24 protein-coding genes and 2 pseudogenes are annotated in these 25,098 nt (G+C 74.3%); 11 read left to right on the forward strand and 15 right to left on the reverse strand.

The genetic code is table 11. The annotated features are described in order from the left end of the window. Nucleotides 1–12 precede the first annotated feature (12 nt). The 6 genes and pseudogenes from ACFVUY_RS27810 to ACFVUY_RS27835 all read right to left on the reverse strand — a co-directional run bounded on the left by ACFVUY_RS27810 (nucleotide 13) and on the right by ACFVUY_RS27835 (nucleotide 5,568). Nucleotides 13–267 carry an acyl carrier protein gene (locus tag ACFVUY_RS27810; protein ID WP_363383345.1) on the reverse strand — a complete coding sequence of 85 codons (255 nt, stop codon included), beginning with the start codon at nucleotides 265–267 and terminating at the stop codon, nucleotides 13–15. Nucleotides 268–498: 231 nt separating this feature from the next. Then, nucleotides 499–1,097, reverse strand: a pseudogene (locus ACFVUY_RS27815) (IclR family transcriptional regulator C-terminal domain-containing protein). A gap of 4 nt (nucleotides 1,098–1,101) precedes the next feature. Next, a complete protein-coding gene (locus ACFVUY_RS27820; RefSeq protein WP_387734352.1) occupies nucleotides 1,102–1,854 on the reverse strand; it encodes a thioesterase II family protein in 753 nt (250 codons plus the stop codon). After that, on the reverse strand, nucleotides 1,851–2,798 hold the full coding sequence (locus ACFVUY_RS27825; protein WP_387734353.1) for an ACP S-malonyltransferase: 948 nt from the start codon (nucleotides 2,796–2,798) through the stop codon (nucleotides 1,851–1,853). The genes ACFVUY_RS27820 and ACFVUY_RS27825 overlap by 4 nt, the downstream gene beginning before the upstream one ends. A gap of 418 nt (nucleotides 2,799–3,216) precedes the next feature. Then, the gene (locus ACFVUY_RS27830; protein WP_387734355.1) at nucleotides 3,217–4,101 is read right to left on the reverse strand and encodes a LuxR family transcriptional regulator; all 885 of its coding nucleotides are present in this window, start codon (nucleotides 4,099–4,101) and stop codon (nucleotides 3,217–3,219) included. A 540-nt stretch (nucleotides 4,102–4,641) separates the two neighbouring features. After that, nucleotides 4,642–5,568, reverse strand: a complete 927-nt coding sequence (locus ACFVUY_RS27835) for an alpha/beta hydrolase (protein ID WP_387688340.1) — start codon at nucleotides 5,566–5,568, stop codon at nucleotides 4,642–4,644. Nucleotides 5,569–6,102: 534 nt separating this feature from the next. Here ACFVUY_RS27835 and ACFVUY_RS27840 point away from each other — a divergent pair. Continuing rightward, nucleotides 6,103–6,318: pseudogene (locus ACFVUY_RS27840) on the forward strand (aldehyde dehydrogenase family protein); the annotation flags it as partial. 39 nt (nucleotides 6,319–6,357) lie between these two features. On the opposite strand, the gene ACFVUY_RS27845 reads toward ACFVUY_RS27840, so the two are convergent. Both ACFVUY_RS27845 and ACFVUY_RS27850 read right to left on the reverse strand, forming a co-directional pair. After that, nucleotides 6,358–6,657: a hypothetical protein gene (locus tag ACFVUY_RS27845; RefSeq protein WP_359909114.1), complete on the reverse strand. Its 300-nt coding sequence runs from the start codon at nucleotides 6,655–6,657 to the stop codon at nucleotides 6,358–6,360. A gap of 56 nt (nucleotides 6,658–6,713) precedes the next feature. Beyond that, nucleotides 6,714–7,715, reverse strand: a complete 1,002-nt coding sequence (locus tag ACFVUY_RS27850) for a Ku protein (RefSeq protein WP_387734358.1) — start codon at nucleotides 7,713–7,715, stop codon at nucleotides 6,714–6,716. Nucleotides 7,716–7,861: 146 nt separating this feature from the next. Here ACFVUY_RS27850 and ACFVUY_RS27855 point away from each other — a divergent pair, with 146 nt between their 5' ends. The 3 genes from ACFVUY_RS27855 to ACFVUY_RS27865 all read left to right on the forward strand — a co-directional run bounded on the left by ACFVUY_RS27855 (nucleotide 7,862) and on the right by ACFVUY_RS27865 (nucleotide 11,179). Continuing rightward, nucleotides 7,862–8,098 carry a hypothetical protein gene (locus tag ACFVUY_RS27855; RefSeq protein ID WP_387688345.1) on the forward strand — a complete coding sequence of 79 codons (237 nt, stop codon included), beginning with the start codon at nucleotides 7,862–7,864 and terminating at the stop codon, nucleotides 8,096–8,098. A 265-nt stretch (nucleotides 8,099–8,363) separates the two neighbouring features. Next, the gene (locus tag ACFVUY_RS27860) at nucleotides 8,364–9,803 is read left to right on the forward strand and encodes an amino acid permease (RefSeq protein ID WP_387734361.1); all 1,440 of its coding nucleotides are present in this window, start codon (nucleotides 8,364–8,366) and stop codon (nucleotides 9,801–9,803) included. A gap of 182 nt (nucleotides 9,804–9,985) precedes the next feature. Next, the gene (locus tag ACFVUY_RS27865; RefSeq protein ID WP_387734364.1) at nucleotides 9,986–11,179 is read left to right on the forward strand and encodes a helix-turn-helix domain-containing protein; all 1,194 of its coding nucleotides are present in this window, start codon (nucleotides 9,986–9,988) and stop codon (nucleotides 11,177–11,179) included. A 171-nt stretch (nucleotides 11,180–11,350) separates the two neighbouring features. Here ACFVUY_RS27865 and ACFVUY_RS27870 read toward each other — a convergent pair whose 3' ends face one another. Beyond that, the gene (locus ACFVUY_RS27870) at nucleotides 11,351–12,139 is read right to left on the reverse strand and encodes a S1 family peptidase (RefSeq protein WP_387734367.1); all 789 of its coding nucleotides are present in this window, start codon (nucleotides 12,137–12,139) and stop codon (nucleotides 11,351–11,353) included. 140 nt (nucleotides 12,140–12,279) lie between these two features. On the opposite strand from ACFVUY_RS27870, the gene ACFVUY_RS27875 reads away from it, so the two are divergent. The 3 genes from ACFVUY_RS27875 to ACFVUY_RS27885 all read left to right on the forward strand — a co-directional run bounded on the left by ACFVUY_RS27875 (nucleotide 12,280) and on the right by ACFVUY_RS27885 (nucleotide 15,690). Next, a complete protein-coding gene (locus ACFVUY_RS27875) occupies nucleotides 12,280–13,116 on the forward strand; it encodes an EI24 domain-containing protein (RefSeq protein ID WP_387734369.1) in 837 nt (278 codons plus the stop codon). A 535-nt stretch (nucleotides 13,117–13,651) separates the two neighbouring features. After that, nucleotides 13,652–14,305: a transglycosylase SLT domain-containing protein gene (locus ACFVUY_RS27880; RefSeq protein WP_387734371.1), complete on the forward strand. Its 654-nt coding sequence runs from the start codon at nucleotides 13,652–13,654 to the stop codon at nucleotides 14,303–14,305. Between the two features lie 380 nt (nucleotides 14,306–14,685). Further along, the gene (locus tag ACFVUY_RS27885; protein WP_387734372.1) at nucleotides 14,686–15,690 is read left to right on the forward strand and encodes a glycosyltransferase family 2 protein; all 1,005 of its coding nucleotides are present in this window, start codon (nucleotides 14,686–14,688) and stop codon (nucleotides 15,688–15,690) included. A gap of 6 nt (nucleotides 15,691–15,696) precedes the next feature. Here the strand turns inward: ACFVUY_RS27885 and ACFVUY_RS27890 are convergent, their stop codons facing one another. After that, nucleotides 15,697–16,323 (reverse strand): hypothetical protein, encoded by a 627-nt coding sequence (locus ACFVUY_RS27890; protein WP_387734375.1) that lies wholly within the window; start codon nucleotides 16,321–16,323, stop codon nucleotides 15,697–15,699. 112 nt (nucleotides 16,324–16,435) lie between these two features. Here ACFVUY_RS27890 and ACFVUY_RS27895 point away from each other — a divergent pair, with 112 nt between their 5' ends. Then, the gene (locus tag ACFVUY_RS27895; RefSeq protein ID WP_387734377.1) at nucleotides 16,436–19,327 is read left to right on the forward strand and encodes an FAD-binding and (Fe-S)-binding domain-containing protein; all 2,892 of its coding nucleotides are present in this window, start codon (nucleotides 16,436–16,438) and stop codon (nucleotides 19,325–19,327) included. Nucleotides 19,328–19,348: 21 nt separating this feature from the next. Here the strand turns inward: ACFVUY_RS27895 and ACFVUY_RS27900 are convergent, their stop codons facing one another. Both ACFVUY_RS27900 and ACFVUY_RS27905 read right to left on the reverse strand, forming a co-directional pair. Further along, nucleotides 19,349–19,882, reverse strand: coding sequence for a hypothetical protein (locus ACFVUY_RS27900; protein ID WP_387688363.1), 534 nt, complete (start codon nucleotides 19,880–19,882; stop codon nucleotides 19,349–19,351). A 42-nt stretch (nucleotides 19,883–19,924) separates the two neighbouring features. Continuing rightward, a complete protein-coding gene (locus ACFVUY_RS27905) occupies nucleotides 19,925–20,428 on the reverse strand; it encodes a DUF1453 domain-containing protein (RefSeq protein WP_387734380.1) in 504 nt (167 codons plus the stop codon). A 74-nt stretch (nucleotides 20,429–20,502) separates the two neighbouring features. On the opposite strand from ACFVUY_RS27905, the gene ACFVUY_RS27910 reads away from it, so the two are divergent. Further along, nucleotides 20,503–21,126, forward strand: a complete 624-nt coding sequence (locus ACFVUY_RS27910; protein WP_387734383.1) for a TetR/AcrR family transcriptional regulator — start codon at nucleotides 20,503–20,505, stop codon at nucleotides 21,124–21,126. A 32-nt stretch (nucleotides 21,127–21,158) separates the two neighbouring features. Further along, nucleotides 21,159–21,605: a PaaI family thioesterase gene (locus tag ACFVUY_RS27915; RefSeq protein WP_387734386.1), complete on the forward strand. Its 447-nt coding sequence runs from the start codon at nucleotides 21,159–21,161 to the stop codon at nucleotides 21,603–21,605. 51 nt (nucleotides 21,606–21,656) lie between these two features. On the opposite strand, the gene ACFVUY_RS27920 is transcribed toward ACFVUY_RS27915, so the two are convergent. Together ACFVUY_RS27920 and ACFVUY_RS27925 are read right to left on the reverse strand one after the other, a co-directional pair. Further along, nucleotides 21,657–22,106, reverse strand: a complete 450-nt coding sequence (locus ACFVUY_RS27920; RefSeq protein ID WP_359909066.1) for a CBS domain-containing protein — start codon at nucleotides 22,104–22,106, stop codon at nucleotides 21,657–21,659. 80 nt (nucleotides 22,107–22,186) lie between these two features. After that, nucleotides 22,187–23,251 (reverse strand): slipin family protein, encoded by a 1,065-nt coding sequence (locus tag ACFVUY_RS27925; RefSeq protein WP_387734389.1) that lies wholly within the window; start codon nucleotides 23,249–23,251, stop codon nucleotides 22,187–22,189. A gap of 146 nt (nucleotides 23,252–23,397) precedes the next feature. On the opposite strand from ACFVUY_RS27925, the gene ACFVUY_RS27930 reads away from it, so the two are divergent. Further along, nucleotides 23,398–24,198, forward strand: coding sequence for a uracil-DNA glycosylase (locus ACFVUY_RS27930; protein ID WP_387734392.1), 801 nt, complete (start codon nucleotides 23,398–23,400; stop codon nucleotides 24,196–24,198). Between the two features lie 50 nt (nucleotides 24,199–24,248). On the opposite strand, the gene ACFVUY_RS27935 is transcribed toward ACFVUY_RS27930, so the two are convergent. Then, on the reverse strand, nucleotides 24,249–25,022 hold the full coding sequence (locus ACFVUY_RS27935) for an SDR family NAD(P)-dependent oxidoreductase (RefSeq protein WP_387734394.1): 774 nt from the start codon (nucleotides 25,020–25,022) through the stop codon (nucleotides 24,249–24,251). Between the last annotated feature and the right edge of the window lie 76 nt (nucleotides 25,023–25,098).

Genomic DNA, 25,098 nt, shown 5'->3' on the forward strand with positions numbered 1-25,098 from the left:
ACGGGCCGACGGCTACCAGCCGGCCGGCTCCGCCACGACCGCGTAGACGCCGTCCAGGTTGACCATGCGGGGCAGCTCGGTCTGGTTGATGACGACGCCGAACTCCTTCTCCAGCGCGGCCAGGATCTCGATCGCGCGCAGCGAGTCCGCGCCGTGGTCCTCCTTGAAGAGGCTGGTCTCGGTGACCTCGTCCTCCTCGATCTCCAGGATGTCGCAGACGATTTCCTTGATGGTCGCAAGGCGGTCGGCACGCGTGCTGGTGGTCATGATTCCGCTACCTCTCGAGTGACGCGAATGAACGCGAAATTAAGTCGGATGAAATCGGATGCGCCGGTGAATTCGAATGCACCGGGCCTGCCGGCCGGACGGGTCGAATTCGCGCCGGGATTCCGCCGGGGCTCCGCAGGACAATTTCTAACAATCCTGTTCGAGTGCCCGCAAGAACCGCTGCAGCAAGCTGCCAGGGCCGCCCGGCCCCGGTCCGGCGGGGGCCGGAACTTACCGGACCAGGCCCTCGGAGAGCCGGACGGCGGCGTCCGTCAGGGCGCCGGCGAAGCGCAGGGCCGGGGTCCGGGTCAGGGTCGCCACCGGCCCGTCCAAGGTCACCGCGGCGACCACCCGGTCGCCGAGCCCGCGCACCGGCGCGGCCAGCGAGGCGACCCCGGCCTCGCCCGCCGCCAGGCTCTGCGCCCAGCCCTGCCGGGGCACCCCGGCCGGCGTGGCGGCGCCGAACCCGGCCCCGCACAGCGCCCGGTGCAGCACCTCCGGTTCCTCCCAGGCCAGCAGCACCTGGGCAGCGGCACCGGCCTTCATCGGCTGCGCCGTGCCGACGAAGGCCCGGCCGCGGCCGCGAGTTCGGCGAACCGCGGCCCGAGCACGAACCGGCCCTGCCGGTCGCGGGTGAGCAGCCGCAGGTTCTCCAGCGCCACCGCGAGCCGGTGCACGGTCGGGCGGGTCAGGCCGGTGATCTCGGTCAGGGTCCGCAGTGAGGCCGGGCCGCGGGCCGGCGCGCCGAGCAGCTGCGAGGTCTTGTCGAGGACGCCGACCCCGCTGGTGTCCGGTCCGGCCGCCGCTCGGCCCGCCGTCGTGCCGGTCATCGGTTCAGGCCAGTCTTTCGGCCAGGTCGCGCACCAGCGCGTCCCGCTGCCGGTTCAGGTAGAAGTGGTCGCCGGGCAGCACCACCAGCTCGAACCCGCCGGCGGTCACCTCCGACCAGCCCCGCAGGTCCTCCGGACCGACCTCCGGGTCACCGTCGCCCAGGTAGCCGGCCACCGGGCAGTGCACCGGATGCCCGGGCTGCGGGTGGTAGGTGCCGACGATCCGGAAGTCCGCCCGGATGGCGGGCATCACCAGCTCGTACAGGTCGGGATCGGCCAACAGCTCCGCGTCGGTGCCGCCCAGTCGGCGAACCTCCTCGACGATCGCCCGGTCACCGCCCAGGTAAACCGGCTTCGGCCGGACCAGGTGCGGCGCCCGGCGGGCCGAGACGTAGAGGCCGTACGGGCGCACACCATGCAGCCGCTCCAGCCGCAGCGCGACCTCGTACGCCAGCGAGGCGCCCATGCTGTGGCCGAACAGGGCGATCGGCAGGTCGAGTTCGGGCAGCAGGGCGGCGGTCAGGGCGTCCGCGAGCTCCGGCATGCTCTGCGCGCAGGGTTCGGCGATCCGCTCCTGGCGGCCGGGGTAGCGGGCGGCCAGCAGCTCGACGCCGGGGCCGAGCCGGCCGGCCCAGGGGTGGAACAGGCCGGCCGAACCGCCCGCGTGCGGCAGGCAGACCAGGCGCCGGGCGGGCCGGCCGTCCGGCGCCGGATGACGGCGGAACCAGCTGCCGGGGCCGGCGTCGGGGCCGGTCATGCCAGCGCCTCCCGGGCGGCCAGGGCGGTCAGGGCCTCCGGGCCGTCCACTGCAATCACCTCGGTGTCCGGGCGGATCCGGCGGATCATCCCGGTGAGCGTGCGGCCCGGGCCGAGCTCGATCAGCCGGGCGCAGCCCAGCCGATCGGTGAGGGTGCGCACGCTCTCCTCCCAGCGCACCGGGGAGGTCAGCTGGCGCACCGCCAGCTCCCGCCAGTCGCCGTCCCCGTGGTACGGCCGGGCGTCGGTGTTGGCGACCACCGGCGTGTGCCGGGCCGCGAACCGGACCTCGGCCAGGGCGTCGGCCAGCCGCTCGGCGGCGGGCGCCATGAACGGGCTGTGGAAGGCGCCGCCGACCGGCAGGGTGATCAGCTTGCCGCCGATGCCCGGCGCCTCCAGCGCGGCCCGCTCCACGCCCGCGCGCGAGCCGGACAGCACCACCTGGCCCGGGGCGTTGACGTTCGCCACCCAGATCGGCACCCCGGCCGCGCGCAGCCCGTCGACCAACTCGGTCACCCGCTCCAGCGGGGCGGCGACCAGCGCGCCCATGGTGCCGTCCGCCGCCTCGGCCGCCGCGCGCATCGCCCGTCCGCGCGCGGCCACCAGCGCGGCGCCGTCCGCCAGGCTGAGCGCGCCGGCGGCGACCAGCGCGGAGTACTCACCCAGGCTGTGCCCGGCGCAGCCGGCCACGCCGGTCAGCAGGCCGGCCCGGCGGGCCTGGTCGTGGGCCACCATCGTCACCCCGAAGACCGCCAGCTGGGCCAGGTCGGTGCGGCGCAGCCGCTCGGCGTCGGTGCGCAGCAGCAGCTCCTCGACGTCCTCGCCGGCGTGCCGGGAGATCTCCTCCACCAGCACCCAGGACTCGGTGTCGCGCCACGGCGCGCCCATCGCCTGCCGTTGCGTCCCCTGCCCGGGGAACACCAAACCGATCGGTTCCGGACTCACGGATCCACCCTCCACACCCTGTGTCGGCGCCGGACCGGACCGGACCGGCGCGTGCCCGGGCGGAGGCCCGGACCCCTCACGGGGAATCGGGGCCGCGGGCCTCCGCCATCGGTTCCGTCGGGCCGCTCGCGTCCTGCACGGCGGGGCCGGGGTGGGGCCCCGTCAGGGACCCGGGCGACACCGACGGGGAATTCCGCTCCCGGGTGCCCGAAATTCGCCGGGGCACGGCATCGGGCGGAATTCCCGGACCATTTCTAACCGCCGCCGGTGGCGGGCCGCAACGGCGGCTACAGGAAGCTGCCAGGGGCCGGGCCGGAATTCCGGGCCGGGGGTTGTTGCCCGACAATGTTCCGGGACCCGGCGAAAACGCGACCGACCCCCCGGTGCCGGGGCACCGGGGGGTCGTGACGCCCGGGATCTACCGGAGCAGGCGCGGCGCCGCGGGCAGGCCGCCCGTGGCGTGGCGGCCGGCGTCCTCCACCGGGCGGCCCGTGATCTCCCACGGCCGTTCCGCCGGCCGACTGCTCTTCGCTGCCGGCGGCCCGGGGTGGCCCGGGTGTTGCGAGTTGACCGGGAGCAGGCCCAGTTCGAAGGCCCTGGCCCCGGCCTGGAACCGGGAGTTGGCGCGCAGCAGCTCCATGATCTCGGCGACGTACCGGCGGTAGGTGCGCACCGAGACCGACAACTCGCGGGCCGCCACCTCGTCGGTGACCCCCGCGTTCAGCCAGCCCAGGATGCGGACCGCGAACTCCGTCCGGGCCCGGTCGCCGAAGTCGACGTGCTCGCTGGCCGGTACGGCGTGCCGCCACACCCCGGTGAACAGGGTGTACAGCGTGCACAGCAACGAGGCGGCCCGAATCACCGAAGCCTCGCGCGTGCCCGCCGTCGACTCCACGCACACCAGCGCCGACCTGTCGTCGACCAGGACGGCCTCCAGCATCGGCATCCTGGCCAGCCGCACCTCCAGCTGCCGCCCGCGCGCCGAGTGGACCCGCAGGAACTCGCGGTCGAACGTCGCGGGCGGACAGAGCAGCCGGAGCTTCACCCCGTCGCCCTTGGCGGACAACAGCCCGTGCAGCGCACGGTGGATCGCCCTGGCGTGCACCACGTCGCTCGCGAAGATCACGTCGACCGACCGCTCGGCCCCCGCGATCATCTCCCCGACCGTGTCCAGCACCGTGCTGTCGTCCGCCGGCACCAGCACCACCGGCGACTGGCTCGCCCTGCGGTCGCGGTGCCTGGCCACGGTCGCTTCGACGAGGGTGCGGACCTCCAGCAACGCCTGGACGACCTCGTCCCCCACTACTGCAGCACCGGCCGTCGGCGGTTGCTCGTCCCGAGGCAGTATCAAATCCATCAACGCACCAGCCTCCACAGCGGGCTCCGGAATTCCGGCTGACCGTCATCTGGAGATCCGAATACGACTAACAAGCTGCTCATTGACATCCCCGTCATGTCCGGCTGAACTCCGGTGCTCCCCGGCTCGACGAACGCGTCGTCCAGGTGATCCCGGTCACGTTGGGATCCTCCGCCCCGAAAAACTCCCCAGTCAGATCATTTGACTACGGAGCGTATCGCTCTCCCCCCGCCGGCCACGCGCGCGGGCGGCGATCCCGTGATTGGGCGACGAAAAGACGACGGGAGGTGAACCGGGGTGATCATCCCGAATTCGAGGCGAACGCTAACGCTCACGCCGATGCTCCGTCAACGCACTCGCGGTCGGTGAACGATCAACAAAAATTTCTCCGGATAAGACCGCTAACAGAACGTCAACCTCCCTGGTAGTGGCTTCCGGGGCAACATACGATGTCCGGACGGTACTGTTCCAGCCATCGTGGCCGAATCACTCGGTCCGGGAAATCGTCGACACCCCCGACCCCCCCGCCCGGCGCCCCGCCGGGTATCTCGGCAGCCCCATCTGCGCCAACACCGCGGCCCCCAGCCGGGACTCCGGGCGGCCCAGGTCGAAGGGCAGGTCGAAGTGGTGCCGCGCCGGCTCCACGATGCTGACCACCGGCGCGCCCACCCGGCGCGCCACCTCGGCGAAGTCCTCGTGCTGACGGCCGAACTCCCCCGTCTCGTTGTCACCCCGGGCGATCACCAGCGGTGGCAGGCCGGGTCGGAGGTGGTGCAACGGGCTGTTGCGGTACGCGTCGGACGCGTCCAGGCCGAGCGCGTCGTTGACGTACGTCAGCCGGATCGGCTCAAGGTCGTAGACGCCGCTGAGCAGGCTCGCGCCGGCGATCCGCCCGTCCACCCCGCCCGCCGGGTCCAGCAGCGCCATCACCGCCAGGTGCGCCCCGGCCGAGCTGCCGCTGAGGTGGATGCGGCGCGGATCGACGCCCAGCGCGGGCGCGTTGACGGCCAGCCAGCGCACCGCGCGGCGCACCATCGCGACGATGTCGTCCAGCGGGTGAGCAGGCGCCAGCCCGTAGCCCACGGCGGCGAAGGCGGCTCCCCGGTCCACGAAGTCCGGCGCGGCGAACGCCGCGTCCGCCTTGCCGAGCTCCTGCCAGTAGCCGCCGTGGACGAACACCTGCAGCGGCGCACCCGGGACGGCCGCCGGGAAGAAGTCCAGCAGTTCGGGTGCCTCGGGCCCGTACCGCAGGTCCCGACGGACGGTCAGCCGCGCGCGGGCGGCGGCGCTGTGCCTGGCATAGGCCGCCAGCTCGCCGGGCAGGTCCTCAATGCGGGAACTCGGGGAATAGGCCACGGCCAGTTCGACCCGGTCGAATTCCCGGTACACACGGGCAGCGTCAGTGGTCGCCATCGGCGAAAGTCCCCATCCGGTCGCGGGTGATTGCCGGAATCCGCTCCGGAATGCGCACCAGATTTCGGACGTGGTCACGACAGATTGACCCTCCCGAGGCGATCGGCACCGTCGCGGTCGACGGTGGCGGATCACCCGGTACGGGAGCCGGCGATTCGAAGTGCCGACCAGTAGAGCAGCGGGCCCGCCGCGCGTCGCCGACCGGACGAGAACCGGGCATGAAGCTGACACCACGCCCCGGCCCGGGGCCGGAACGGCAGAATTGCCGGATCCTGCAGCAGATTGCCGACCGTCCGGTTGGTTTCGGCACATTGCTGTCAATCGGGTGGACTCATCGATCGGTGCGATACCTGCGTTCCGTAAGGTCGGAAACCGGGGACCGGGCGGGCCCCCGGACCGGGAGGACTCGATGCACAGCCTCGGCACGCCGGGCGTCCGCACGCCGCGGGCCCCCGCTGTCCCGACCACCCCCGCCGCCTTCGCCGACGCGATGCGCGCGCTGAGGGCTGGCGACCCGGCGGACGAGGGCACCGAACCCCGTTCGGGCTCAGCTCCAACGTCTGGACCACCGACGAGGCCGAGCGGGAGCGCTTCGTCCGGGACATCCAGGCCGGCGGGGTGTTCTTCAACGGAATGACGGCCTCCCACCCGGCGCTGCCGATCGGCGGCGTCAAGCGCTCCGGGTTCGGGCGGGAGCTGTCCGGGCACGGGATCCGGGAGTTCTGCAACGTCACCACGGTGTGGATCGGCCGAGCCGGGCCACCCGGCCCCGTGCCCGTCCCGGCCGGGTCAGGACGCCATGCGGTGCCGGCCCGGCCCGGGGGTCATCCAGCGGGCGATCACGCCGCCCATCGCGATGAGCGTCAGGCCCCAGAAGATCGCCATCGGCACCAGCACCGGCAGCAGGCTCACCTGGACGGCCACCATGCAGAGGCCGATCGAGAGCGCGATCATGAACGTCACCACGGTGGGGCTGAGGCTGAGCAGCCAGTGCCAGACGCGGTGCCCGAATCCCCGGGCCCTGCGGGCTTCGGGGCCCTCGGCGGCGTCGGCCTGGGCTTCGACTTCCTGGTACGTCAGCAGGTCCATCGGGATCGCCTCCAAGGCTGGACGGCTGGATGGGAGGAACGCCTGACCCGGGAGGGTCAGGAGGCCTTGCGGGGGGCCGAGGACTTCCGGGTGGTGGTCCTCTTTGCCGCCGGGCTCCTCGTGGCGCCCGTCCCGGAGGTCTTCGCGGCGGCTTTCTCGGCGGTCTTCTCGGAGGGCTTGGGGCCCGCCTTCGCGGCGGTCTTCCTCGCCGGGGCGCGCTTGCGCGGCGCGGGCTCCTCCTCGGCGCCGGCCTCCCCGGCTCCGGCGCCCTCGGCGCCCCGCCCGCCCTTGGCCTGCTTGAGGCTGCTGCGCAGCGCCTCCATCAGGTCGATCACGTTGTCCGGCGCCTCGCCCGGCTCCTCCTCGTGAGGGACCTCCACGCCGTCCAGCCGCGCGGTGATCACCTGCTGCAGCGCCTGCTGGTAGTCGTCGTGGAGCTGGGCCAGGTCGAAGTCCTCGGAGAGGGTGTCCATCAGCGACCGCGCCATCTTGAGCTCCTGCGGCCGGACGGTGACGTCCCCCTCGGGCGCGATGCCGGCCACCGGGCGGACCTCGTCGGGCCAGATGCAGGTCTGGAGCACCAGGGTGTTGTCGTGCACCCGCAGCACCGCGGGCGACTCCCGGGTGCGCAGCGCGATCTTGGTGACGGCGATCTGCCCGGACTCGGTGAGCGCGTCGCGCAGCAGCGCGTACGGCTTGGCGGCGGCCTTGTCGGCGACGCCCACGTAGTAGGCCTTGGAGAACATCAGCGGATCGATCTCGCCCTCGTCCACGAAGGCCAGCACGTCGATGATCTTCTTGCTGGGCAGCGGCAGGTCCGCGAGGTCCTCGTCGGAGAGCGTGACGGTCCGCCCGTCGGGGGACTCGTAGCCCTTGGCGATCTCCGCGTACGGGACCTCCTTCTCCTCCTGCTCGCAGTACCGCTTCATCCGCACCCGGCCGCCGTCCTTGGCGTGCACCTGGTGCAGCGGGACGTCGTGCTCCTGGGTCGCGGAGTACAGGTGGACGGGGATGCTGACCAGCCCGAAGCTGATCGTCCCCTTCCAGGTGGTCTGCATGGGGTCGCTCCTGACCGGCGCCCGGAACCGGCCGGCGCCGAGCACGCTCGGGATGCTCCTGCGGCATGTCCCGAGAGTCCCACTCTGCCCGGATTCGCGCGGATCGTCCACACCGCGCCGACAATGGGCCGAGGAGGTCGATGCGGATGACCGTCCGGAGCCGGCAGGACCGGCAGGACCCGGACCAGGCGCCGCCGCCGGAGCGGTACGGCTACCTGGTGACGTACGCGGTGCGGGGCGAGCCCGGCACACGGCGCGCGGAGGTGACCGTCCTGCCCGGATACTCGCAGGAGGAGGACATCCCCCGGATCCTGGCCGCCCGGCTGACCGGGCGACCGGCGGACGGGGCCGCGATCACCGTCCTCGACGCGCGGCCGATCTGACCGCGCAGGTGCGGGCGATTTGAGCCCCAACAGAGCTTGGCAACCTTTTCCAATACTGACGATGCGTCAGATCTGAGGTTTCCAGGCCACCTTTCCACCCACCCTGACCAGGCTTTTTACGTCCGGTAAGCGAACAGTTATCAAAGCATTGTTCCGATACTCGGGCGTAGAAGTTAGGTTGCGACGCAATGCGCGGGCAAGTCCCCCACCCTCCGGCGAGACGAGTCGAGGGTCACACCGCGCTGGAAAGGCACAGGGCACCTTGATGAGTGCGGACACCACCAAGCCCACGACGGCCACCAGGCTCCCCCACCAGCCGGGTCCGACCGGAGAGGGCGGCGACAACCACCTGAAGGCCGGACTCAAGAACCGCCACCTGTCGATGATCGCCATCGGCGGCGTGATCGGCGCCGGCCTCTTCGTCGGCTCCGGCGCGGGCATCGCGACCACCGGCCCGGGCATCCTGCTCTCGTATGCGCTGGCCGGCGCGCTGGTCGTGCTCGTGATGCGGATGCTCGGCGAGATGGCCGCGGCCGACCCGCAGAGCGGCTCCTTCTCGGCGTACGCGGACCGCGCGCTCGGCCGCTGGGCCGGCTTCTCCATCGGCTGGCTGTACTGGTTCTTCTGGGTCGTGGTGCTCGCGGTCGAGGCGACCGCCGGCGCGAAGATCCTCAACAACTGGGTGCCCGGCGTGCCGCAGTGGGGCTGGGCGCTGATAGTGATGGCGGTGCTGACCGCCACCAACCTCTTCTCGGTCGCCTCCTACGGCGAGTTCGAGTTCTGGTTCGCCGGGATCAAGGTGGTCGCGATCGCCGCGTTCCTGGTGATCGGCACCCTCGCCGCCTTCGGTCTGCTGCCGGGCACCCACGCGGTCGGCGCCAGCAACCTCACCGGTCACGGCGGCTTCCTGCCGCACGGGGTGGGCGCGGTGTTCACCGGCATGCTCACCGTGGTCTTCGCCTTCATGGGCAGCGAGATCGTCACCCTGGCCGCCGGCGAGTCGGAGGACCCGGAGAAGGCGGTCAGCAAGGCCACCAACAGCGTCATCTGGCGCATCGGGATCTTCTACCTGGGCTCGATCCTGCTCGTGGTCACCCTGCTCCCGTGGGACTCCGCCGACGTCAAGTCCAGCCCGTACGTGGCGGTGCTGGACCACATCGGCATCCCGGGCGCCGGCCAGGTGATGGACGTGATCGTGCTGACGGCGGTGCTGTCCTGCCTCAACTCCGGGATGTACACGGCCTCCCGGATGGCCTTCTCGCTCGGCCAGCGCGGGGACGCGCCCAAGGCCTTCGCCACCGTGACCTCGCGCGGCGTGCCGCGGGTGGCCATCCTCTCCTCGGTGGTCTTCGGCTTCGTCGCGGTCTTCTTCAACTACACCTCGCCGGACACCGTGTTCGCCTTCCTGCTCAACTCCTCCGGCGCCGTGGCGCTCTTCGTCTGGCTGGTGATCTGCGCCACCCAGCTGCGGATGCGGAAGATCATCGAGCGCGAGATGCCCGAGCGGCACACCGTCCGGATGTGGCTGTACCCGTACCTGACCTGGACGGCCATGGGCATGATCGGGTTCGTCATGGCGTACATGTTCACCGACGCCGACGGGCGCAAGCAGATGTACCTGTCGCTGGTCGCCGCAGCCATCGTGCTGGTGGCCTCGGCCGTGGTGGGCCGACGGCGGCGGGCCGCGGTGGCGGCGGGCTCCTGACCCGTCCGCCCCGCGCGGGAACGCCGGGCCCGGGAGCCGTTGCGGAGGCTCCCGGGCCCGGCGCCGTTCCCGGCCCGCCACCCGCCCCTCTCGTTTGACCAAGGCACGTCAACGGGGATACCAGGGCATGACGCTCCCCCACGAGCGCTCCCCCGCCCCCTCCGGGAGACCCCGTGCCGCCCTTGCCCACTCCCGCGCCGCCCCCACCGCCCCCGGCCCCGCCACCACCGCCGCCGCCGCCCCGTACGGAACCCGAGTCCGCCCGCCTGCGCTTCGGCCGCCGGCTGCGCCACTGGCGCGAGGCCCGCGGCCTCAGCCAGGCCGAGTTCGGCCGGCTGCTCGGCTACCACGACTCGCTGATCAGCCGGGTGGAGAACGCCCGCCGCTGGCCGCCGCCGGGGATGCCCGCCCGGGCCGACGAACTCCTGCTCGCCGACGGCGAGCTGGCCGAACTCTGGCAGACCGTCCGGCAGGAGCGCGAACGCCTCGGCGAACGCGCCGCCGCCCGGACACCGCCCGCCGCCCGCGCCGCACCACCGGACGCCGCCACCGTCGAGGTGCTCGCCCACCTGCTCGCCGCCTACCGCGCCGCCGCGGGCCGGATCGGCGGCGAGGAGCTGGCCGCCGTCCTGGAGCACCACGCCCACACCCTGCTCGGCGGGCGGCGCCCCGGCCCCCGCGAGGCCCCCGCCGCCGACCGTTCGCTCGCCGCCCAGTACGCCGAGCTCGCCGGCTGGGCCCACTTCGAGGGCGACCGCCCCGCCCGCGCGCTCGGCTGGTACGCCACCGGGCTGGAGTGGGCCCGCGCGACCGGCGACCGGGCCACCGCGGCCTGCCTGCTCGTCCGCCAGAGCGCCCTGTACTGGTGGCTCGGCGACCCGGCCACCGCACTCGCCCTGGCCGAGGCCGCCCGGAGCACCGCCCCTCCCCTGCCCGGGCTGCGGGCCTGGGCCGCCCTCGTCCAGGCCCACGCCCACGCACTGGCCGGCCGGGCGGCGCAGGCCGACCGGACGCTGGCCGACGCCCGGCGGCTGACCGGCGCCGCACTGCTCACCGGCGTGCCGACGCCCTGGACGGTGCGCGCCGAGCTGGTCCTGGCCGTCGCCCACGGCACCTGCCACCGGGACCTCGCCCTGCGCACCGGCCGCACCGCCCACGCCCGCACCGCGGCGGCCCGGCTGGAGGCGGCCCTGCGGCTCCTCGACCGGGCCGCCCACCCGCGCGACCACGCCCTGGTCACCGCCCGCCTCGCCGGCGCCCACGCCCTCGCCGGTCACGCCGACGCCGCCCTCGCCCTGCTCGCCCGGCTGCCTCCGACCACCACCGGCCGCATCGCCCGCGAGCAGCGGCGGGCCGGGGAGTGGCTGCGCCGGTGAACGCCCGGACCGAGCCCCCCGGCCCGGACCCGGCGGCCCCGGCCGGGACACGGCTGCGCCTGCCCTGACACGGCGGCGCCCGGTCCGCCGCGGAACAGCAGGACCGGCCACCACCTGCGGGAGTGGTGGCCGGCCCTGCCGCACCGGTCGGACCGGGCCCGGCGGGTCGGCTCAGAGGCCGGCCGCCGCCGCCGCGATGTCGGCCGCGTACGTGCTCACCTGGCTGTAGACACCCGGGTAGCCCGCGCGGGCGCAGCCGTTGCCCCAGCTGACGATGCCGACCTGGACCCAGCGGCCCGCCGCGTCCTTGCGGACCATCGGGCCACCGGAGTCACCCTGGCAGGTGTCGACGCCGCCCTGGGCGACGTACCCCGCGCAGAGCGAGCCGGCGGTGTTCAGGCCCGGATAGGCGCGGGCGCAGGTGGCGTCGTCGACGAACGGCACGGAGGCCTTGAGCAGGTACCGCTGCTGGCCGCCGCCCTCGCGCGCGGCACCCCACCCCATGATGGTGAAGGTGCCCGTGTCGTAGGCGGTGGAGGTGGCGATCGGCAGGGTGCTGACCAGGCTGCTGTTCACCGGTGAGGCCAGCTTGATCAGCGCCCAGTCGTCGCCGTTCTCGGCGCCGGTGAAGGAGGGCGACTGGTACACGTACGAGGAGCGGACCTTGATCGCGCTGCCGCTGTTCAGGTCGACCGCTCCCGCGGTGACGGTGATGCTGCTGTCGGCACCGGTGCCGTCGACGCAGTGGGCGGCGGTGAGCACGATCTGCGAGGTGTACAGCGCGCCGCCGCAGCCCATCGAGAGCCGCACCATGAACGGGAACTCGCCCTGCGTCGCCCGCGTGCCGCCGACCACGCTCGGCGACGGCGCGGGCGAGGCGGCGGCGGGCAGCACGAGCATGCCGGCGCCGAGCACCAGGCCGGCCAGCAGGCCGACGAATCTGCCGAATTGACGCTTCATCAGATCCTCCTTGCAGGTGGGGGAAGACCGAGAGTGGCCCGGCGGGCGGCGCGGCAGGAGGGGGTGGCCCTTGCCGGTCGGAACTGGCAGGAACACGGCAATGCGCGGTTCCGGGTACGGAAGCCCTAGGGTGATCGCCCATGCGAGATCTTGCGGCGGGGATGAAGTACCTGGTCGAGGGCCAGAAGTGGGTGGGCCGGCACGGCCGCTGGTGGGGCTTCGGCATGCTGCCGGCCCTGCTCGCGCTGGTCGGCTACGTCGTCGCGCTCGCCTTCCTCGGCGCCTGGTCCCGGGACCTCGCGGACTGGGCCACCCCGTTCGCCGACCACTGGGGCACTCCCTGGCGGGGCCTGCTGCGCGACGCGCTCGCCGCGGTCGTCTTCGGCGGCGGCCTGCTGTTCTCCCTGCTCACCTTCACCGCCGTCACCCTGCTGGTCGGACAGCCCTTCTACGAGGCGCTCTGCGCCGCGGTCGACGAGACCGAGGGCGGCGCGCCCACCCCGCCGGACACCGCACTCTGGCGGGAGCTGCTGATCGCGGTGCGCGACAGCGTGTACGTGCTGGCGCGGGTGGCCGCGTTCGGCGTGGCACTGTTCGCCTGCGGATTCATCCCCCTGGTCGGGCAGACGGTGGTCCCCGCGCTCGGCTTCCTGGTGTCCGGCTTCTTCCTGACCGTCGAGCTGACGGCCGTCGCCCTGCAGCGGCGCCGGGTGCCGCAGCCGGAGCGGATCCGGCTGCTGCGCGCCCGGCTCGGGCTGGCACTGGGCTTCGGCACGCCGCTGGTGCTGGCCTTCCTGGTGCCGCTGGTCACCGTGTTCGCCATGCCGGGGGCCGTCGCCGGGGCCACCCTGCTGGCCCGCGACCTCGTCCCGACCGCACCGGAGGAGGAGAAGGAGGAGGAGCGGCCGGACCCGGCCCCCGACTTCCCCACCGCCACCGCGCGGCCCGTTCCGGGCAACCCGTACGCGACCCCCTGAGGCCGTCACCGGCCGGTCACGCTGCGCCGACCTCGCCCCCGCCCGCGTGTGAGCCCGCCCACAGGAGGATCGCCATCCACGATCCCCGATAGTGGACGGGCCCCCTCGAACGCCCCGCCCGGCGCCGTCGGGGCACCCGGGCCGGACCGCCCACGACCCCGCCCCGCCTGAAGAACACAGGCCACCACGGCTGCCGGCCCTGCGATCCGTCGCCGCCGACCCGACCTCCACCTCAGGTGTGCAATTCGGACAAATACCACCAAAGCCATCATCGAAGCCCGCCGCGGCCGCCCCGCAACCACGATGCCGCGTAGTAGCGAACGCCTTTGCCACCCGTCCTCGGCCCTGCCAAGAATGGCCCGTCGCCAGGCAGCGCAGCCGACCACCTCCGCCGCCGCACGGCCCGCCCGCCCCGCCGCCGGGGCGCCACGGCCGCCCAGGGCGGCCGCACGAGCCCCGCCCGCCCGGAGCCCGTGCGACGCCCCGCCCCCGGTGCCACCGGCACGGCCCCCGACGGAGAAGGATCGCCCGCCCCATGCAGCTCAGCCATGCCCGCCGCAACTCCCTGATCACCGGTGTCGCCACCCTCGTGGTCGCGAGCGCCGCCACCGCTGCCCTCGCCATCCCGCAGGCCGGGAACGCGACCGGGGCCGCCCCCGTGGCCGCCGTCTCGGTGGACAGCCAGCCGGTCGCCGACCAGGTCCCGGCCGACGCCGCCGCCACTGCCGCTGCCGCCGAACAGGCCGCCCAGGAGGCCCAGGCCAAGGCCGCGGCGGACGCCGCCGCCCAGGCCCAGGCCGAGGCGCAGGCCCAGGCGGACGCCAAGGCCAAGGCCGACGCCGAGGCCGCCGCCTCCCGCTCCCAGGAGCGCCAGGACCTCACCAGCGCCCCGGCCGCCTACTCCGGCACCCCGCAGCAGATCGCCGCGCAGATCGTCCCCGCCGGCCAGCTCCAGTGCTTCAGCAACATCGTGTTCCGCGAGAGCAGCTGGAACCCGCTCGCGGTCAACGCCTCCTCCGGCGCCTACGGCCTGGTCCAGGCCCTGCCCGGCTCCAAGATGGCCTCCGCGGGCGCCGACTGGCGCACCAACCCGGCCACCCAGATCAAGTGGGGCCTGAACTACATGAACACCCGCTACGGCAGCCCCTGCGCCGCCTGGTCGTTCTGGCAGGCCCACCACTGGTACTAAGGCGTGTCTGACAATTCCCGCCGGGTGCGCGGCGTTGGGGCACGCACCTCGCCGCGTTGTCGTCGGTCGCCAATGCTCCGCAGTGGCTCCCTCCTCCGCCTTGCGATGCACGCACCCCAACGCCGCGCCCTGATCCGACGCGAATGGTCAGACACGCCCTGGACCGGACCACCGGTTCGGCTCCCCCGGGCCCGTGACGCACCCCGCGTCGCGGGCCCCGGCGCGCGTTCCCGCAGGCCGGGAGCCGGTACGGGCGTGGACACGTCCGGAAGGCGGCGTGAAGATATGGCGCGCACTCGTACGGTTTGCCACTGATTGATCGGAATTACGGACCGTCAGGGCTTTGCGACGGTCCGCAGGCCCTCTTACGCTCCGGCGTCATGCCCTCACCCCTGATCAGCGTCGTGCTCCCCGCCTACGACCAGCACGAACAGCTCGCCGACTGCCTGGACTCGCTGCTCTCCCAGTCCCTGGCCGACGTCGAGGTGATCGTCGTCACCGACCGGTCCCCCGGGACGGCCGGCGGGCTCGCCGACGCGTACGCGGCCCGGTACCCACGGGTGTCGGTGCTGCACCTGACCGCGGCGGTCGGGGTCGGGGCCGCCCGGAACGCGGGCGCGGCCCGGGCGAGCGGCGAGTACCTGCTGTTCCTGGACGCCGACCACCTGCTGCCCCGGGACGCGCTCCGGACGCTCGCCGACCGGCTCGAGCAGACCGGCCCGGTGGACGTGCTGCTGTTCGGCCACTCCCGCCGGCACCAGGACCGGGACTGGCCGGGCGGGGCCGAGGCCCTGCTCGCCGAGGCCGGCCCCGAACCGTTCGCCCCCTTCGACCGGCCCGCCCTGTTCGGCGCGCCGCCGCTGATCTGGGACCGGCTGATCCGCCGCGGCCACTGGGCCGAACTGGGCCTGTCCTTCCCGCCCGGCCGCTACGAGGAGGTCCCGGTCGCGCACGCCGCCCTGCTCGGCGCCCGGAAGGCCGCCGTGCTGGCACGCGAGTGCGTGCAGCTGCGCCGCCGGGAGACCGTCCACCCGGCGGGCGGCCCGGGCAGCAGCGTCTTCGACCTGTTCGAGCAGTACGAGCGCAGCTTCGCCCTGCTGGAGGAGCAGCCGCACCTGTACGCGGTGCGCGACGCGCTGTTCGTCCGGATGATCCGGCACTACCTGTTCGTCTTCGACCTGGCCGGCTGCGTCACCCGTGCCGAGCGGCCGCAGTTCTTCCACCGCGCCGCCGAGCACCACCGCCGCTTCCAGCCGCCCGGCCACCGCCGGCCGGGCGGCCGCGAGGGGATCAAGTTCTCGCTGCTGGCGGGCGGCGCCTACCCGGCCTTCGAGGTGGCCAAGCTCTCCCACATCGCGCGGGGCACGCTCACCGGGCGGAAATGACCCCGCTCAGACCTGCGCCACGCCGCCCTCGGCGGCCATCGCGGCGGCGATCCGGCGGGCCCGCTCGGCCCGGACCCCGGCGGGCATCGGCGGCAGCACGTCCATCCACAGCGGCAGGGTCGAGCCGCGCAGCTGCGACATCCCCTCCGGCCGGGCGAGCAGCCACAGGTGCAGGTGCGCGGAACCGTCGCCCCAGCGGTTCACGTGGACCCGGCCGATGCCGCCGAGCGACCGTACGGCCCGCTCCACCCTCTGGAGCATCGGGCCCAGCCCCGCGGAGAGTTCGGCCGGCAGGTCCAGCAGGTCGTGGTGGGCGCGCGGCCACAGGAGCAGCGTGGCGGGCAGTCCGTCCGGCTCCTCGGTGGTGCCGAGCCGCCAGTGCTCGTCCGTCCACAGGAAGTCGGTGTCCGGCCGGGCACAGTCCGGGCAGCTCTCCGGGCCGTCCTCGCCGTTCCGGGGCGGTTCGGGCAGCTCCGGCGCCCGGAGTCCCCGGACGGTCAGCTCGCCCTCGTACGGGAAGATCTCCCAGGAGGGCGCGCCGTCCGCCGGGAAGGGCAGCGGCTCGCCGATCGGGAGGCGGGCGAGGTAGGCGTCGGGGCCGGCCGGGTCCGCGGCCGCGGGTTCTTCGATCATGACCGCCGAGCGTGCCACAGGACACCCTGTCGGCGGTACCCCGTCGTGCCCGGTACCGGTGCGGCGGTACGGCTGCGATCATCGGCGGAGCCGTACTCCTGGGAGGTCCCTGGTGAGCCGTCCGTCCGCCGCCCCCGGGGCCGAGCTGGCCCGCGCGCTGTCCGCCGTGCTGCGCGGCGAGGTCCGCTTCGGCGCCGCCGAACGCACCGTCTACAGTCAGGACGCCTCCAACTACCGGCAGTTGCCGCTCGGCGTGGTCAAGCCCGCCGACCTCGACGACGTGCGCACCGCGCTGGCGCTCTGCCGCGAGCACCGGGTGCCGGTGGTGGCGCGCGGGGCCGGGACCAGCATCGGCGGGCAGGCGATCGGCCCGGGGGCGGTGGTGCTGGACTTCCGCCGCCACCTCGGCGCGGTGCTGGAGCTCGACCCGCGGGCCCGCACCGCGCGCGTCCAGCCCGGCACCGTGCTGGACGACCTCCAGCGCGCCGCCCGGCCCCACGGGCTGCGCTTCGGCCCCGACCCGTCCACACACAGCCGCTGCACCCTCGGCGGCATGATCGGCAACGACTCCTGCGGCTCGCACTCGCTGGCCTGGGGGCGCACCGCCGACAACGTCGAGCGGCTGGAGCTGCTGCTCGCGGACGGCACCGAGCTGACCGTCGGCGGGCGGCTCACCGCCGCGGAGCGCGCCGCGCTCGCCGCACGGCCCGGGCGGATCGGCGAACTCCACACCGAGCTGCAGGAGTTCACCGACCGCAACCTCGCCGTCATCCGGCAGGGCATGCCGCAACTGCCCCGCCGCACCTCCGGCTACCCGCTGGACGCCCTGCTGCCCGAGCACGGCCACGACCTGGCCCGGGCGCTCACCGGCACCGAGGGCACCTGCGCGCTGCTGCTCGGCGCCACCGTCCGCCTGGTCGAGGACCCGCCCGCGCGGGCCCTGGTGGTGGCCGGCTACCCCGACGAGGGCGCCGCCGCCGACGCCGTCCCGGCGCTGCTCCCGTACGGTCCGCTGACCGCCGAGGGCATGGCGGCCGACCTGATCGCCGCGCTGCTCGCCGCCGGCCCGCGCCCGCCCGCCCTGGACCGGCTGCCCGCCGGCGAGTGCTGGCTGTTCCTGGAGACCGGCGGCGACACCCCGTTGGCCGCCTACCAGGCCGCCCGCCGGCTGGGCGACGCGGTGCGCCGCGAGCGCTCGGCCTCCGTCGCCCTGGTCACCGACCCGGTCGAGCAGCGCCAGCTGTGGGCCGTCCGGGAGGCCGGCGCGGGAATCGTCACCCGGCTGCCCGGGGGCGGCGAGGCCTGGCCCGGCTGGGAGGACTCCGCCGTCCCGCCCGAGCGGCTCGGCGACTACCTGCGGGACCTGCGCGCCCTGCTGCGCCGGCACAGCCTGCGCGGCGTCCCGTACGGGCACTTCGGCGACGGCTGCGTGCACCTGCGGATCGATTTCCCGCTGGACGAACCCCAAGGGGTGCTGGTCTTCCGGGAGTTCCTGGAGCAGGCGGCCGATCTGGCGGTCTCGTACGGCGGTTCGCTCTCCGGCGAGCACGGCGACGGCCAGGCCCGGGCCGAGCTGCTGCCACGCATGTACCCACCCGAAGTCATCGGCCTCTTCGGCGAGTTCAAGCGGATCTGGGACCCGGAGAACCTGCTCAACCCGGGCGCCCTGGTCGATCCCCGCCCGCTCGACGCCGACCTGCGCTTCGTCACCGCCCCGCGCCGCACGCTGCCGCTGGCCCTCCCCTACGAACAGGACGGCGGCAGCCTGGTCAAGGCGGTGCACCGCTGCGTGGGCGTCGCCAAGTGCGTGGCCCCGGGCAGCGGGGTGATGTGCCCGAGCTACCTGGCCACCGGCGAGGAGCGGCACTCCACCCGGGGGCGGGCCCGGCTGCTCGCCGAGATGCTGCGCGGGGACGCCGTCCCGGACGGCTGGCGTTCGGAGGAGGTCCGGGAGGCGCTGGACCTCTGTCTGAGCTGCAAGGGCTGCGCGAGCGACTGCCCGGTCCACGTCGACATGGCGACCTACAAGTCCGAGTTCCTGTACCAGCACTACCGGCACCGGCCGCGGCCGCTCGCGCACTACTCGATGGGCTGGCTGCCGCTCTGGCTGCGGGCCGTCGCGCTCGCCCCCGGGGCGGCCAACACGATCGCCCGCTCCCGGGCCGGCGGGCCGATCAAGCGGCTCGGCGGGATCGACCCGCGCCGGGTGCTGCCCGTCCTCCCGCCGGAGACCTTCACCGCCTGGTACCGGCGGCACCGCGCCGCCCACCCGGCCCCGGCGGGCGCCCGGCCGGTGCTGCTGTGGCCGGACACCTTCTCCGACCACCTCCAGCCGAACGTGCTGCGCTCGGCCGTGGAGGTGCTGGAGCACCTGGGTTTCGACGTCCGGCTGCCCGCAGGACCGGTCTGCTGCGGCCTCACCTGGTACTCCACCGGCCAACTCGGAACCGCCCGCCGGGTGTTGCGGCGCAGCCTGCGGGCGCTGACGGTAGCCGGGATCCAGGCCGACACCCCCGTGGTCGGCCTGGACCCCAGCTGCACCGCGATGCTGCGCGAGGACCTGCCCCGGCTGCTCGGCGCACAGGGCCGCCCGCTCGCCGACCGCACCCGGACCTTCGCCGAGTTCCTCGACGAGTACGCCCCGGACGCCCCGCTCCCCCGGATCCCGCTGGACGCCGTCACCCAGACGCACTGCCACCAGCACGCGGTGCTCGGCAGCGCCGCCGACCGCCGGGTGGAGGCCCGGCTCGGCCTGAACAACCGGGTGCTGGAATCCGGCTGCTGCGGCCTGGCGGGCGACTTCGGCTTCGCGCGGGGCCACTTCGAGGTGTCCGAGGCCATCGCGGAGCGGGTGCTGCTGCCCGAGGTGCGGGCCGCCGGGCCGCGGACGGTGGTCCTCGCGGACGGCTTCAGCTGCCGTACCCAGATCTCCCAACTCGCCGACGGGCGGCAGGCTCTGCACCTGGCGGAGCTGATCGCCCGGGAGCTGCGGCCCGGGAGCTGACGAGGGCGCCTCCGGCACGCCCTATCGGGTGCCCTGCGGCTCCTTGCCGGGTGCGTGCGCCGCGAGGAAGGCCCCGGCGTGCGCCGCGGCCTCCTCCCGGGTCGGGTGGCCGACGGCGGCCCCGCCGGTCGTGCCGTCGGCGCCGGTGGCCGTCCAGCGCCAGCCGCCGGCGGCCGCGTCCTCGATCAACTCGGCTGTTCCGCCGAACAGTCGAAGCGATCCCGGGCGCGCCACCGGACGGCTGACGGCCTCCGGCCACTTCTTCCGGGCACCCTGCCGGGTGATGCCCCAGGCCGCGCCGAGCTGTTCGTACCCGGCGCCGTAGGAGCCCGCGGTGGCGGCCGCGCCCGCGGTGAGCCGCTTGACCTCGGCGTCCACCAGCTTCCAGGCGGACAGCACCGAGAGGGCGGCCTCGACCGGCTCGGCGTCCCACATCCGCTCCGCGGGCAGGCCGGTCGCGCGGGCGCGTACGGCGGCGGCAAGGGGGCCGAGGGCGTCGAGAAGGGCCTTGGCCAGCTCGGCCTGTTCCTCATGGGTGATCTCCGCGATCGTCATGCCGACAACTTTAGTTACCAAGTCCCATTCTGACAACCAAAGTTACCGCCGGAGTCGATCGAGGGGGCTCGAACCCCGCTGCTCGGGCGCGAACGGAGTCCCCGAGGAGACCCCGCGCCAGCCCACCACCAGGGCCTCCCCCAGGAAGCCCACGCCGATCGACAGCTGGACCGGCCTGGCGTCCGGGGCCAGGCCGAAGTGCCCGGCGAGCGCGGCGAAGCAGGCCATCACGGCGAGCGAGAGCGCCGCGACCAGCAAGGTCCGCCCGGTGTAGCGCTGCCACAGCACGCCCTCCCGCTCGTGGACCTGGATGGTGGCGCCGCGCACCGCCCCCAGCGCGAGGCCGAGCGCGGCACCCGCCGCGATCCAGCCGTAGTCGGCCGCGCCGAGGCCGTGCCGCTGGGCGAGCGCCCACACGCCGAGGCCGGTGAGGATCGCCGGCGCCGCGAAGAGGTCCCGGGCGTTGAGCGGCTCGCCGCGCAGCCGCCTGATCACCACCACCACGACCACGGCGGCGACCAGCCCCACGTAGACCCAGTTGTCCATTCCCGCTCCCCCGGAGTTTTGTAGCTCGACCGTGCTAAATCAGCAATTTAGCTCGCCCGTGCTATAACGGCAACATGCCGAAGATCGTCGACCCCGCCGAGCGCCGCCAGGCCGTCGCCGACGCCGTCCTGCGCGTCGCGGCCCGGAAAGGGCTGGAGCACGCCTCCCTGCGCAACGTCGCCGAGGAGGCCGGACTGGCCATCGGCTCGGTACGGCACTACTTCGCCGGCGGCCCGGAGCTGATGATCTTCGCGATGGGCGAGTTGGCCCACCGGATCGAGGCCCGCATCCGGACCCACGCCGCCGTCCTGCTCGACCCGGCCACCGCCGGCACCGACCGGCGCGAACGGACCGTCCGGCTGCTCGCCGAGACCCTCCCCCTGGACGCCGGACGCCGGGAGGAGTCCGCGCTCTGGCTCTCCTTCGTCACCGCCGCCCGGACCCGGCCCGACCTGCGGCCCCGCGCCGCCGAGATGCAGGCCGGACTCGACGACCTGGTCCGCCGCGTCCTCACCGAGTCCGAGCGCTCCGGCGGCCTGGCCCCCGGCCTCGACCTCGACGTCGAGACCCGCCGACTCTCTGCCCTGCTGGACGGCCTCACCCTCCAGGCCGTCCAGCACCCCGACCTGATCGGCCCGGACGAGCTGCGCGCGGTGCTGCGCCGCCACCTCGACACCCTGGCCGCTCCGGCCTCCTGACACCGCGCCAACACCCCCGGCACAATGGCGCGATGACCCTCACCACCGCCGAGGCGGACAGGATTCTGGCCGACCACTTCGCGCCCTGGGTGCAGGACCTGGGCCTGTCGACCGTCGAAGCCGGCGAGCAGCACGCCGTCCTGCGGCTGCCCTGGTCCGACCGGCTCGCCCGCGAGGGCGGCGCGTTGTCCGGCCAGGTACTGATGGCCGCCGCCGACACGGCCTGCGTGATCGCGCTGTGCGCGGCCCGCGGCGGATTCGGCCCGATGACCACCGTCCAGCAGTCCACCACCTTCCAGCGCGCGGTCCTCGCCCGGGACGTCCTGGTGCACGCCAGGATCACCAGGCTCGGCCGCCGGCTCGCCTTCCTCGACATCACCCTCGCCACCGAGGGCACCGAAGGCGCCGGCGGCGCCGGCGGCACCGGGGGCACCGAGGATCCCGCCGCGCACGCCACCGCCGTCTACGCCCTGGGATGACCCGCCCGGCATCCGGCAACCGGCTTCCGCGCCCGCGGGCGCTCGACGGTGTCAGCCCTGGGCGGCCCCCGCGGGCTCCTGCTCCGCGCACACCGCCGAGACGAACTCGGCGACCCGCGCCCGCGGCAGACCGCGCGCGATGTCCGCCTCGCTGATCATGCCGACCAGCTTGTGCTCGGGGTGGTTGATCACCGGCAGCCGGCGCACCTGGTACTGCTCCATCACCCGCAGCACCTGTTCGCAGTCCTCGTCCGCCTCCACCGTCATCGGGCGCCCCTGCGCCAGCTCGCCCGCCGTCACCGACGCCGGGTCACGGCCCTCGGCGACGCAGCGCAGCACGATGTCGCGGTCGGTCACGATCCCCAGCAGCTTGTCGCCCGGCCCGCAGATGGGCAGGGCGCCCACATGGCGTTCCCGCATGATCCGGGCGGCGGCCGCGAGCGTCTCGTGCTCGCGGATGCACTCGGCGCCCGGGTGCATGATGTCGCTGGCTATGGTCATGGTCCGCCTCCTGGCCTGGCTTCCCTTCCCCCGTCCATCGTGGTCCGGGCCGGTGACCGACGCCACCGGGGCCGGCGCGCTCAGCCGCCCCCGGCCGGGCCGGTACGGCCGCCCTGCTCGGCCCCGCCGCCCTGCTCGACCCGACCGCTCTCCTCGACCCGGCCGCTCTCCTCGACCCGGCCGCCCTGCCCGACCCGGCCGTCCGGCGACTCCGGACCGACCAGCGGCGACTTCTCCAACACCTCCTCCAGGGGCGGGGGTTCGTGCCTGGGCTGCTCCGGTTCGAGCTCCTCCTCCGACACCTCGCCGCTCTCCACCGCCTCCTCCACGGCCTTCGCCCCGGCCGCGACCGCGGCAGCCGTCAGCAGGTTCCGCTGCTGGACCTCCGTCGCGCTGTCCAGGAAGCGCAGCAGCTCCACCGGGAAGGGCAGCACCAGCGTCGAGTTCTTCTCCGCGGCCACCTCCACCACGGTCTGCAACAGCCGCAGTTGGAGCGCGGCCGGGGTCTTGCTCATCACCGCCGCGGCGTCCGACAGCCGCTCCGAGGCCTGGTACTCGCCGTCCGCCGTGATGATCCGGGCCCGCCGCTCCCGCTCGGCCTCCGCCTGCCGGGCGATCGAGCGCTTCATCGACTCCGGCAGCGCGACGTCCTTGATCTCCACCCGGTCGATCTCGATGCCCCAGCCCAGCGCCGGACTGTCGATCATCAACTCCAGCCCCTGGTTGATCGGTTCCCGGTTGGCCAGCAGGTCGTCCAGCTCGCTCTTGCCGATGATCGAGCGCAGCGAGGTCTGCGCGACCTGGGAGATCGCGAAGTTGTAGTCCTGCACGTTGACCGTGGCCTTCACCGGGTCCTCCACCCGGAAGTAGACCACCGCGTCCACCCGCACGGTCACGTTGTCCCGGGTGATGCCCTCCTGCGCCGGGATCGGCATCGTCACGATCTGCACGTTCACCTTGCGCAGCCGGTCCGCGATCGGCATCAGCGCCACCAGCCCGGGATCGCGCACCTCGTCGCGCACCTTCCCGAAGCGGAACACCACGCCCTTCTGGAACTGCTGGACGACCCTGATGCTCAGGCCCGCCCAGATCGCCCCCAGCCCTGCCAGCGCTCCGAGGGCCCCCAGCACCGCATCGACGATCATGGCGGCCTCCTCGCGGCCTGCGCGCACACCGGCGTGTCCGGCCTGCGCCGACCCTGACCGGCCGGGGACCGCCGGAGCAACTGATTCCACGCTACGCCTGCCCGGTCCGCGCCGGAGCGAACGTCCCACGCCCTAGGATCCTGGCCATGCCGACCGTGGCCGCGTCCTCCTCGCCCGCCGACGACCCCGCCTTCGATCCCGACGACCCCCGCCATCCCGCCGGGGCGGCCGTCCGGGCCGGCGGACTCGCCGCGCTGGACCGCGTCGTCACCGGCTGCCGGGCCTGCCCGCGCCTGGTCCAGTGGCGCGAGGAGACCGCCCGGACCAAGCGCCGCGCCTACCGGGACTGGGACTACTGGGCCCGCCCCGTCCCGGGCTTCGGGCCGCCGGACGCCCCGCTCGTCCTGGTCGGCCTCGCCCCCGCCGCCCACGGCGCCAACCGCACCGGCCGGATCTTCACCGGCGATCCCTCCGGCGACTTGCTCTACGCCGCCCTGTACGAGCTCGGGTTCGCCAACCGCCCCGAGTCCGTCCGCCACGGCGACGGCCTGGAGCTGTCCGGCGTCCGGATCACCGACCCGGTCCGCTGCGCCCCGCCGGACAACAGGCCCAGCACCGCCGAACGCGACACCTGCCGGCCCTGGATCACCCGGGAGCTGGAGCTGATGCGCCCCACCGTGCGCACCGTCGTCGCCCTCGGCGGCTTCGCCTGGCAGGCGATGCTGCCGGTGATCGCGGACGCCGGCTGGCGGGTCCCCCGCCCCCGCCCCGCCTTCGGCCACGCCGCCCTGGCCGTCTTCCCGGCCCGCGACGGCGGCCCGGACCTGCGGATGTACGGCTGCTACCACGTGAGCCCGCGCAACACGAACACCGGCCGGCTGACCACCCCGATGCTCCGGGACCTGCTGCGCGAGGCGGCCCGCTCGGCGGGGCTCGACCCCCGGTAGCCCGCCCCCATCGATGGCCTCGCCCGCTCAACCGCGCTCGCGCGGCCCGGTCAGTCGAACCGCCGGGTGGCCGTGATCCCGCCGTCCACCGGCAGCGTCACACCCGCGACGTACGAGGCCCGGTCGCTCAGCAGCCAGGCGGCCGCCTGCGCCACCTCCTCGTCCGTACCCGGCCGGCCCAGCGGCGTGGAGCGCTCCACCAGCGCGGCGAACTCCGGCCCGGACCCGAAGAACGGCTCGGTGCCCGGCGTGCGCACCACCCCTGGCGCGACGGCGTTGACCCTGATGCCGTGCCGGGCGTGATCGGCGGTGGCCGCCTTCACCAGACCGCTCAGGCCGTGCTTGGCGGCCTGCTGGGCGCCGTCGCCGAAGCCCCCGACCAGCGCCCCCACACCGGAGTTGAGCACCACCGCGCCGCCGCGCCCGGCCTCCGTCATCGCCCGCAGCTGGGCCCGCAGGCAGAGCCAGGTGCCGCGCAGGTTGAGCGCGTGGGTGTCGTCCCACTCCGCCTCCGAACGCTCGGTGAGCGGGGCCGGCGGCAGGCCGTTGCCCGCGTTGTCGAAGGCCGCGTCCAGCCGGCCGAAGGCCTCCAGCGCGGTGTCCACCGTCCGCTGCGCACCGGCGGCCGTGGTCAGATCGGCGGCGACCGCCACCGCCTCGGCCCCGGTGGCACGCAACTCGGTGGCCAGCTCCTCCACCTCGGTGCCGGAGCGGGCGGCGAGCACCAGCAGCGCGCCCTCCCGGGCGAACAGCCGGGCGGCGGCCGCGCCGATGCCCCGCCCGGCGCCGGTGACGATCGTGACCTTGTCGTCGAGAAGTCCCATGCGGCGAGCCTGCCGCCGTACCCGCCGGCCCACCAGCGGCCGGGCGCTCCCCGGGAACCGGCTTCCTGGGACAGCC

Source organism: Kitasatospora sp. NPDC058063, from assembly GCF_042885395.1.
In the GTDB taxonomy this organism is placed as follows: domain Bacteria; phylum Actinomycetota; class Actinomycetes; order Streptomycetales; family Streptomycetaceae; genus Kitasatospora; species Kitasatospora lactacystinica.

What these genes read in the sequence shown, in the direction of transcription:
- ACFVUY_RS27810 (WP_363383345.1), bottom strand. Translation starts at nt 267, where the DNA reads ATGACCACCAGCACGCGTGCCGACCGCCTTGCGACCATCAAGGAAATC.
- ACFVUY_RS27820 (WP_387734352.1), bottom strand. Translation starts at nt 1,854, where the DNA reads ATGACCGGCCCCGACGCCGGCCCCGGCAGCTGGTTCCGCCGTCATCCG.
- ACFVUY_RS27835 (WP_387688340.1), bottom strand. Translation starts at nt 5,568, where the DNA reads ATGGCGACCACTGACGCTGCCCGTGTGTACCGGGAATTCGACCGGGTC.
- ACFVUY_RS27845 (WP_359909114.1), bottom strand. Translation starts at nt 6,657, where the DNA reads ATGGACCTGCTGACGTACCAGGAAGTCGAAGCCCAGGCCGACGCCGCC.
- ACFVUY_RS27850 (WP_387734358.1), bottom strand. Translation starts at nt 7,715, where the DNA reads ATGCAGACCACCTGGAAGGGGACGATCAGCTTCGGGCTGGTCAGCATC.
- ACFVUY_RS27855 (WP_387688345.1), top strand. Translation starts at nt 7,862, where the DNA reads ATGACCGTCCGGAGCCGGCAGGACCGGCAGGACCCGGACCAGGCGCCG.
- ACFVUY_RS27860 (WP_387734361.1), top strand. Translation starts at nt 8,364, where the DNA reads ATGAGTGCGGACACCACCAAGCCCACGACGGCCACCAGGCTCCCCCAC.
- ACFVUY_RS27870 (WP_387734367.1), bottom strand. Translation starts at nt 12,139, where the DNA reads ATGAAGCGTCAATTCGGCAGATTCGTCGGCCTGCTGGCCGGCCTGGTG.
- ACFVUY_RS27875 (WP_387734369.1), top strand. Translation starts at nt 12,280, where the DNA reads ATGCGAGATCTTGCGGCGGGGATGAAGTACCTGGTCGAGGGCCAGAAG.
- ACFVUY_RS27880 (WP_387734371.1), top strand. Translation starts at nt 13,652, where the DNA reads ATGCAGCTCAGCCATGCCCGCCGCAACTCCCTGATCACCGGTGTCGCC.
- ACFVUY_RS27885 (WP_387734372.1), top strand. Translation starts at nt 14,686, where the DNA reads ATGCCCTCACCCCTGATCAGCGTCGTGCTCCCCGCCTACGACCAGCAC.
- ACFVUY_RS27890 (WP_387734375.1), bottom strand. Translation starts at nt 16,323, where the DNA reads ATGATCGAAGAACCCGCGGCCGCGGACCCGGCCGGCCCCGACGCCTAC.
- ACFVUY_RS27900 (WP_387688363.1), bottom strand. Translation starts at nt 19,882, where the DNA reads ATGACGATCGCGGAGATCACCCATGAGGAACAGGCCGAGCTGGCCAAG.
- ACFVUY_RS27905 (WP_387734380.1), bottom strand. Translation starts at nt 20,428, where the DNA reads ATGGACAACTGGGTCTACGTGGGGCTGGTCGCCGCCGTGGTCGTGGTG.
- ACFVUY_RS27910 (WP_387734383.1), top strand. Translation starts at nt 20,503, where the DNA reads ATGCCGAAGATCGTCGACCCCGCCGAGCGCCGCCAGGCCGTCGCCGAC.
- ACFVUY_RS27915 (WP_387734386.1), top strand. Translation starts at nt 21,159, where the DNA reads ATGACCCTCACCACCGCCGAGGCGGACAGGATTCTGGCCGACCACTTC.
- ACFVUY_RS27920 (WP_359909066.1), bottom strand. Translation starts at nt 22,106, where the DNA reads ATGACCATAGCCAGCGACATCATGCACCCGGGCGCCGAGTGCATCCGC.
- ACFVUY_RS27925 (WP_387734389.1), bottom strand. Translation starts at nt 23,251, where the DNA reads ATGATCGTCGATGCGGTGCTGGGGGCCCTCGGAGCGCTGGCAGGGCTG.
- ACFVUY_RS27930 (WP_387734392.1), top strand. Translation starts at nt 23,398, where the DNA reads ATGCCGACCGTGGCCGCGTCCTCCTCGCCCGCCGACGACCCCGCCTTC.
- ACFVUY_RS27935 (WP_387734394.1), bottom strand. Translation starts at nt 25,022, where the DNA reads ATGGGACTTCTCGACGACAAGGTCACGATCGTCACCGGCGCCGGGCGG.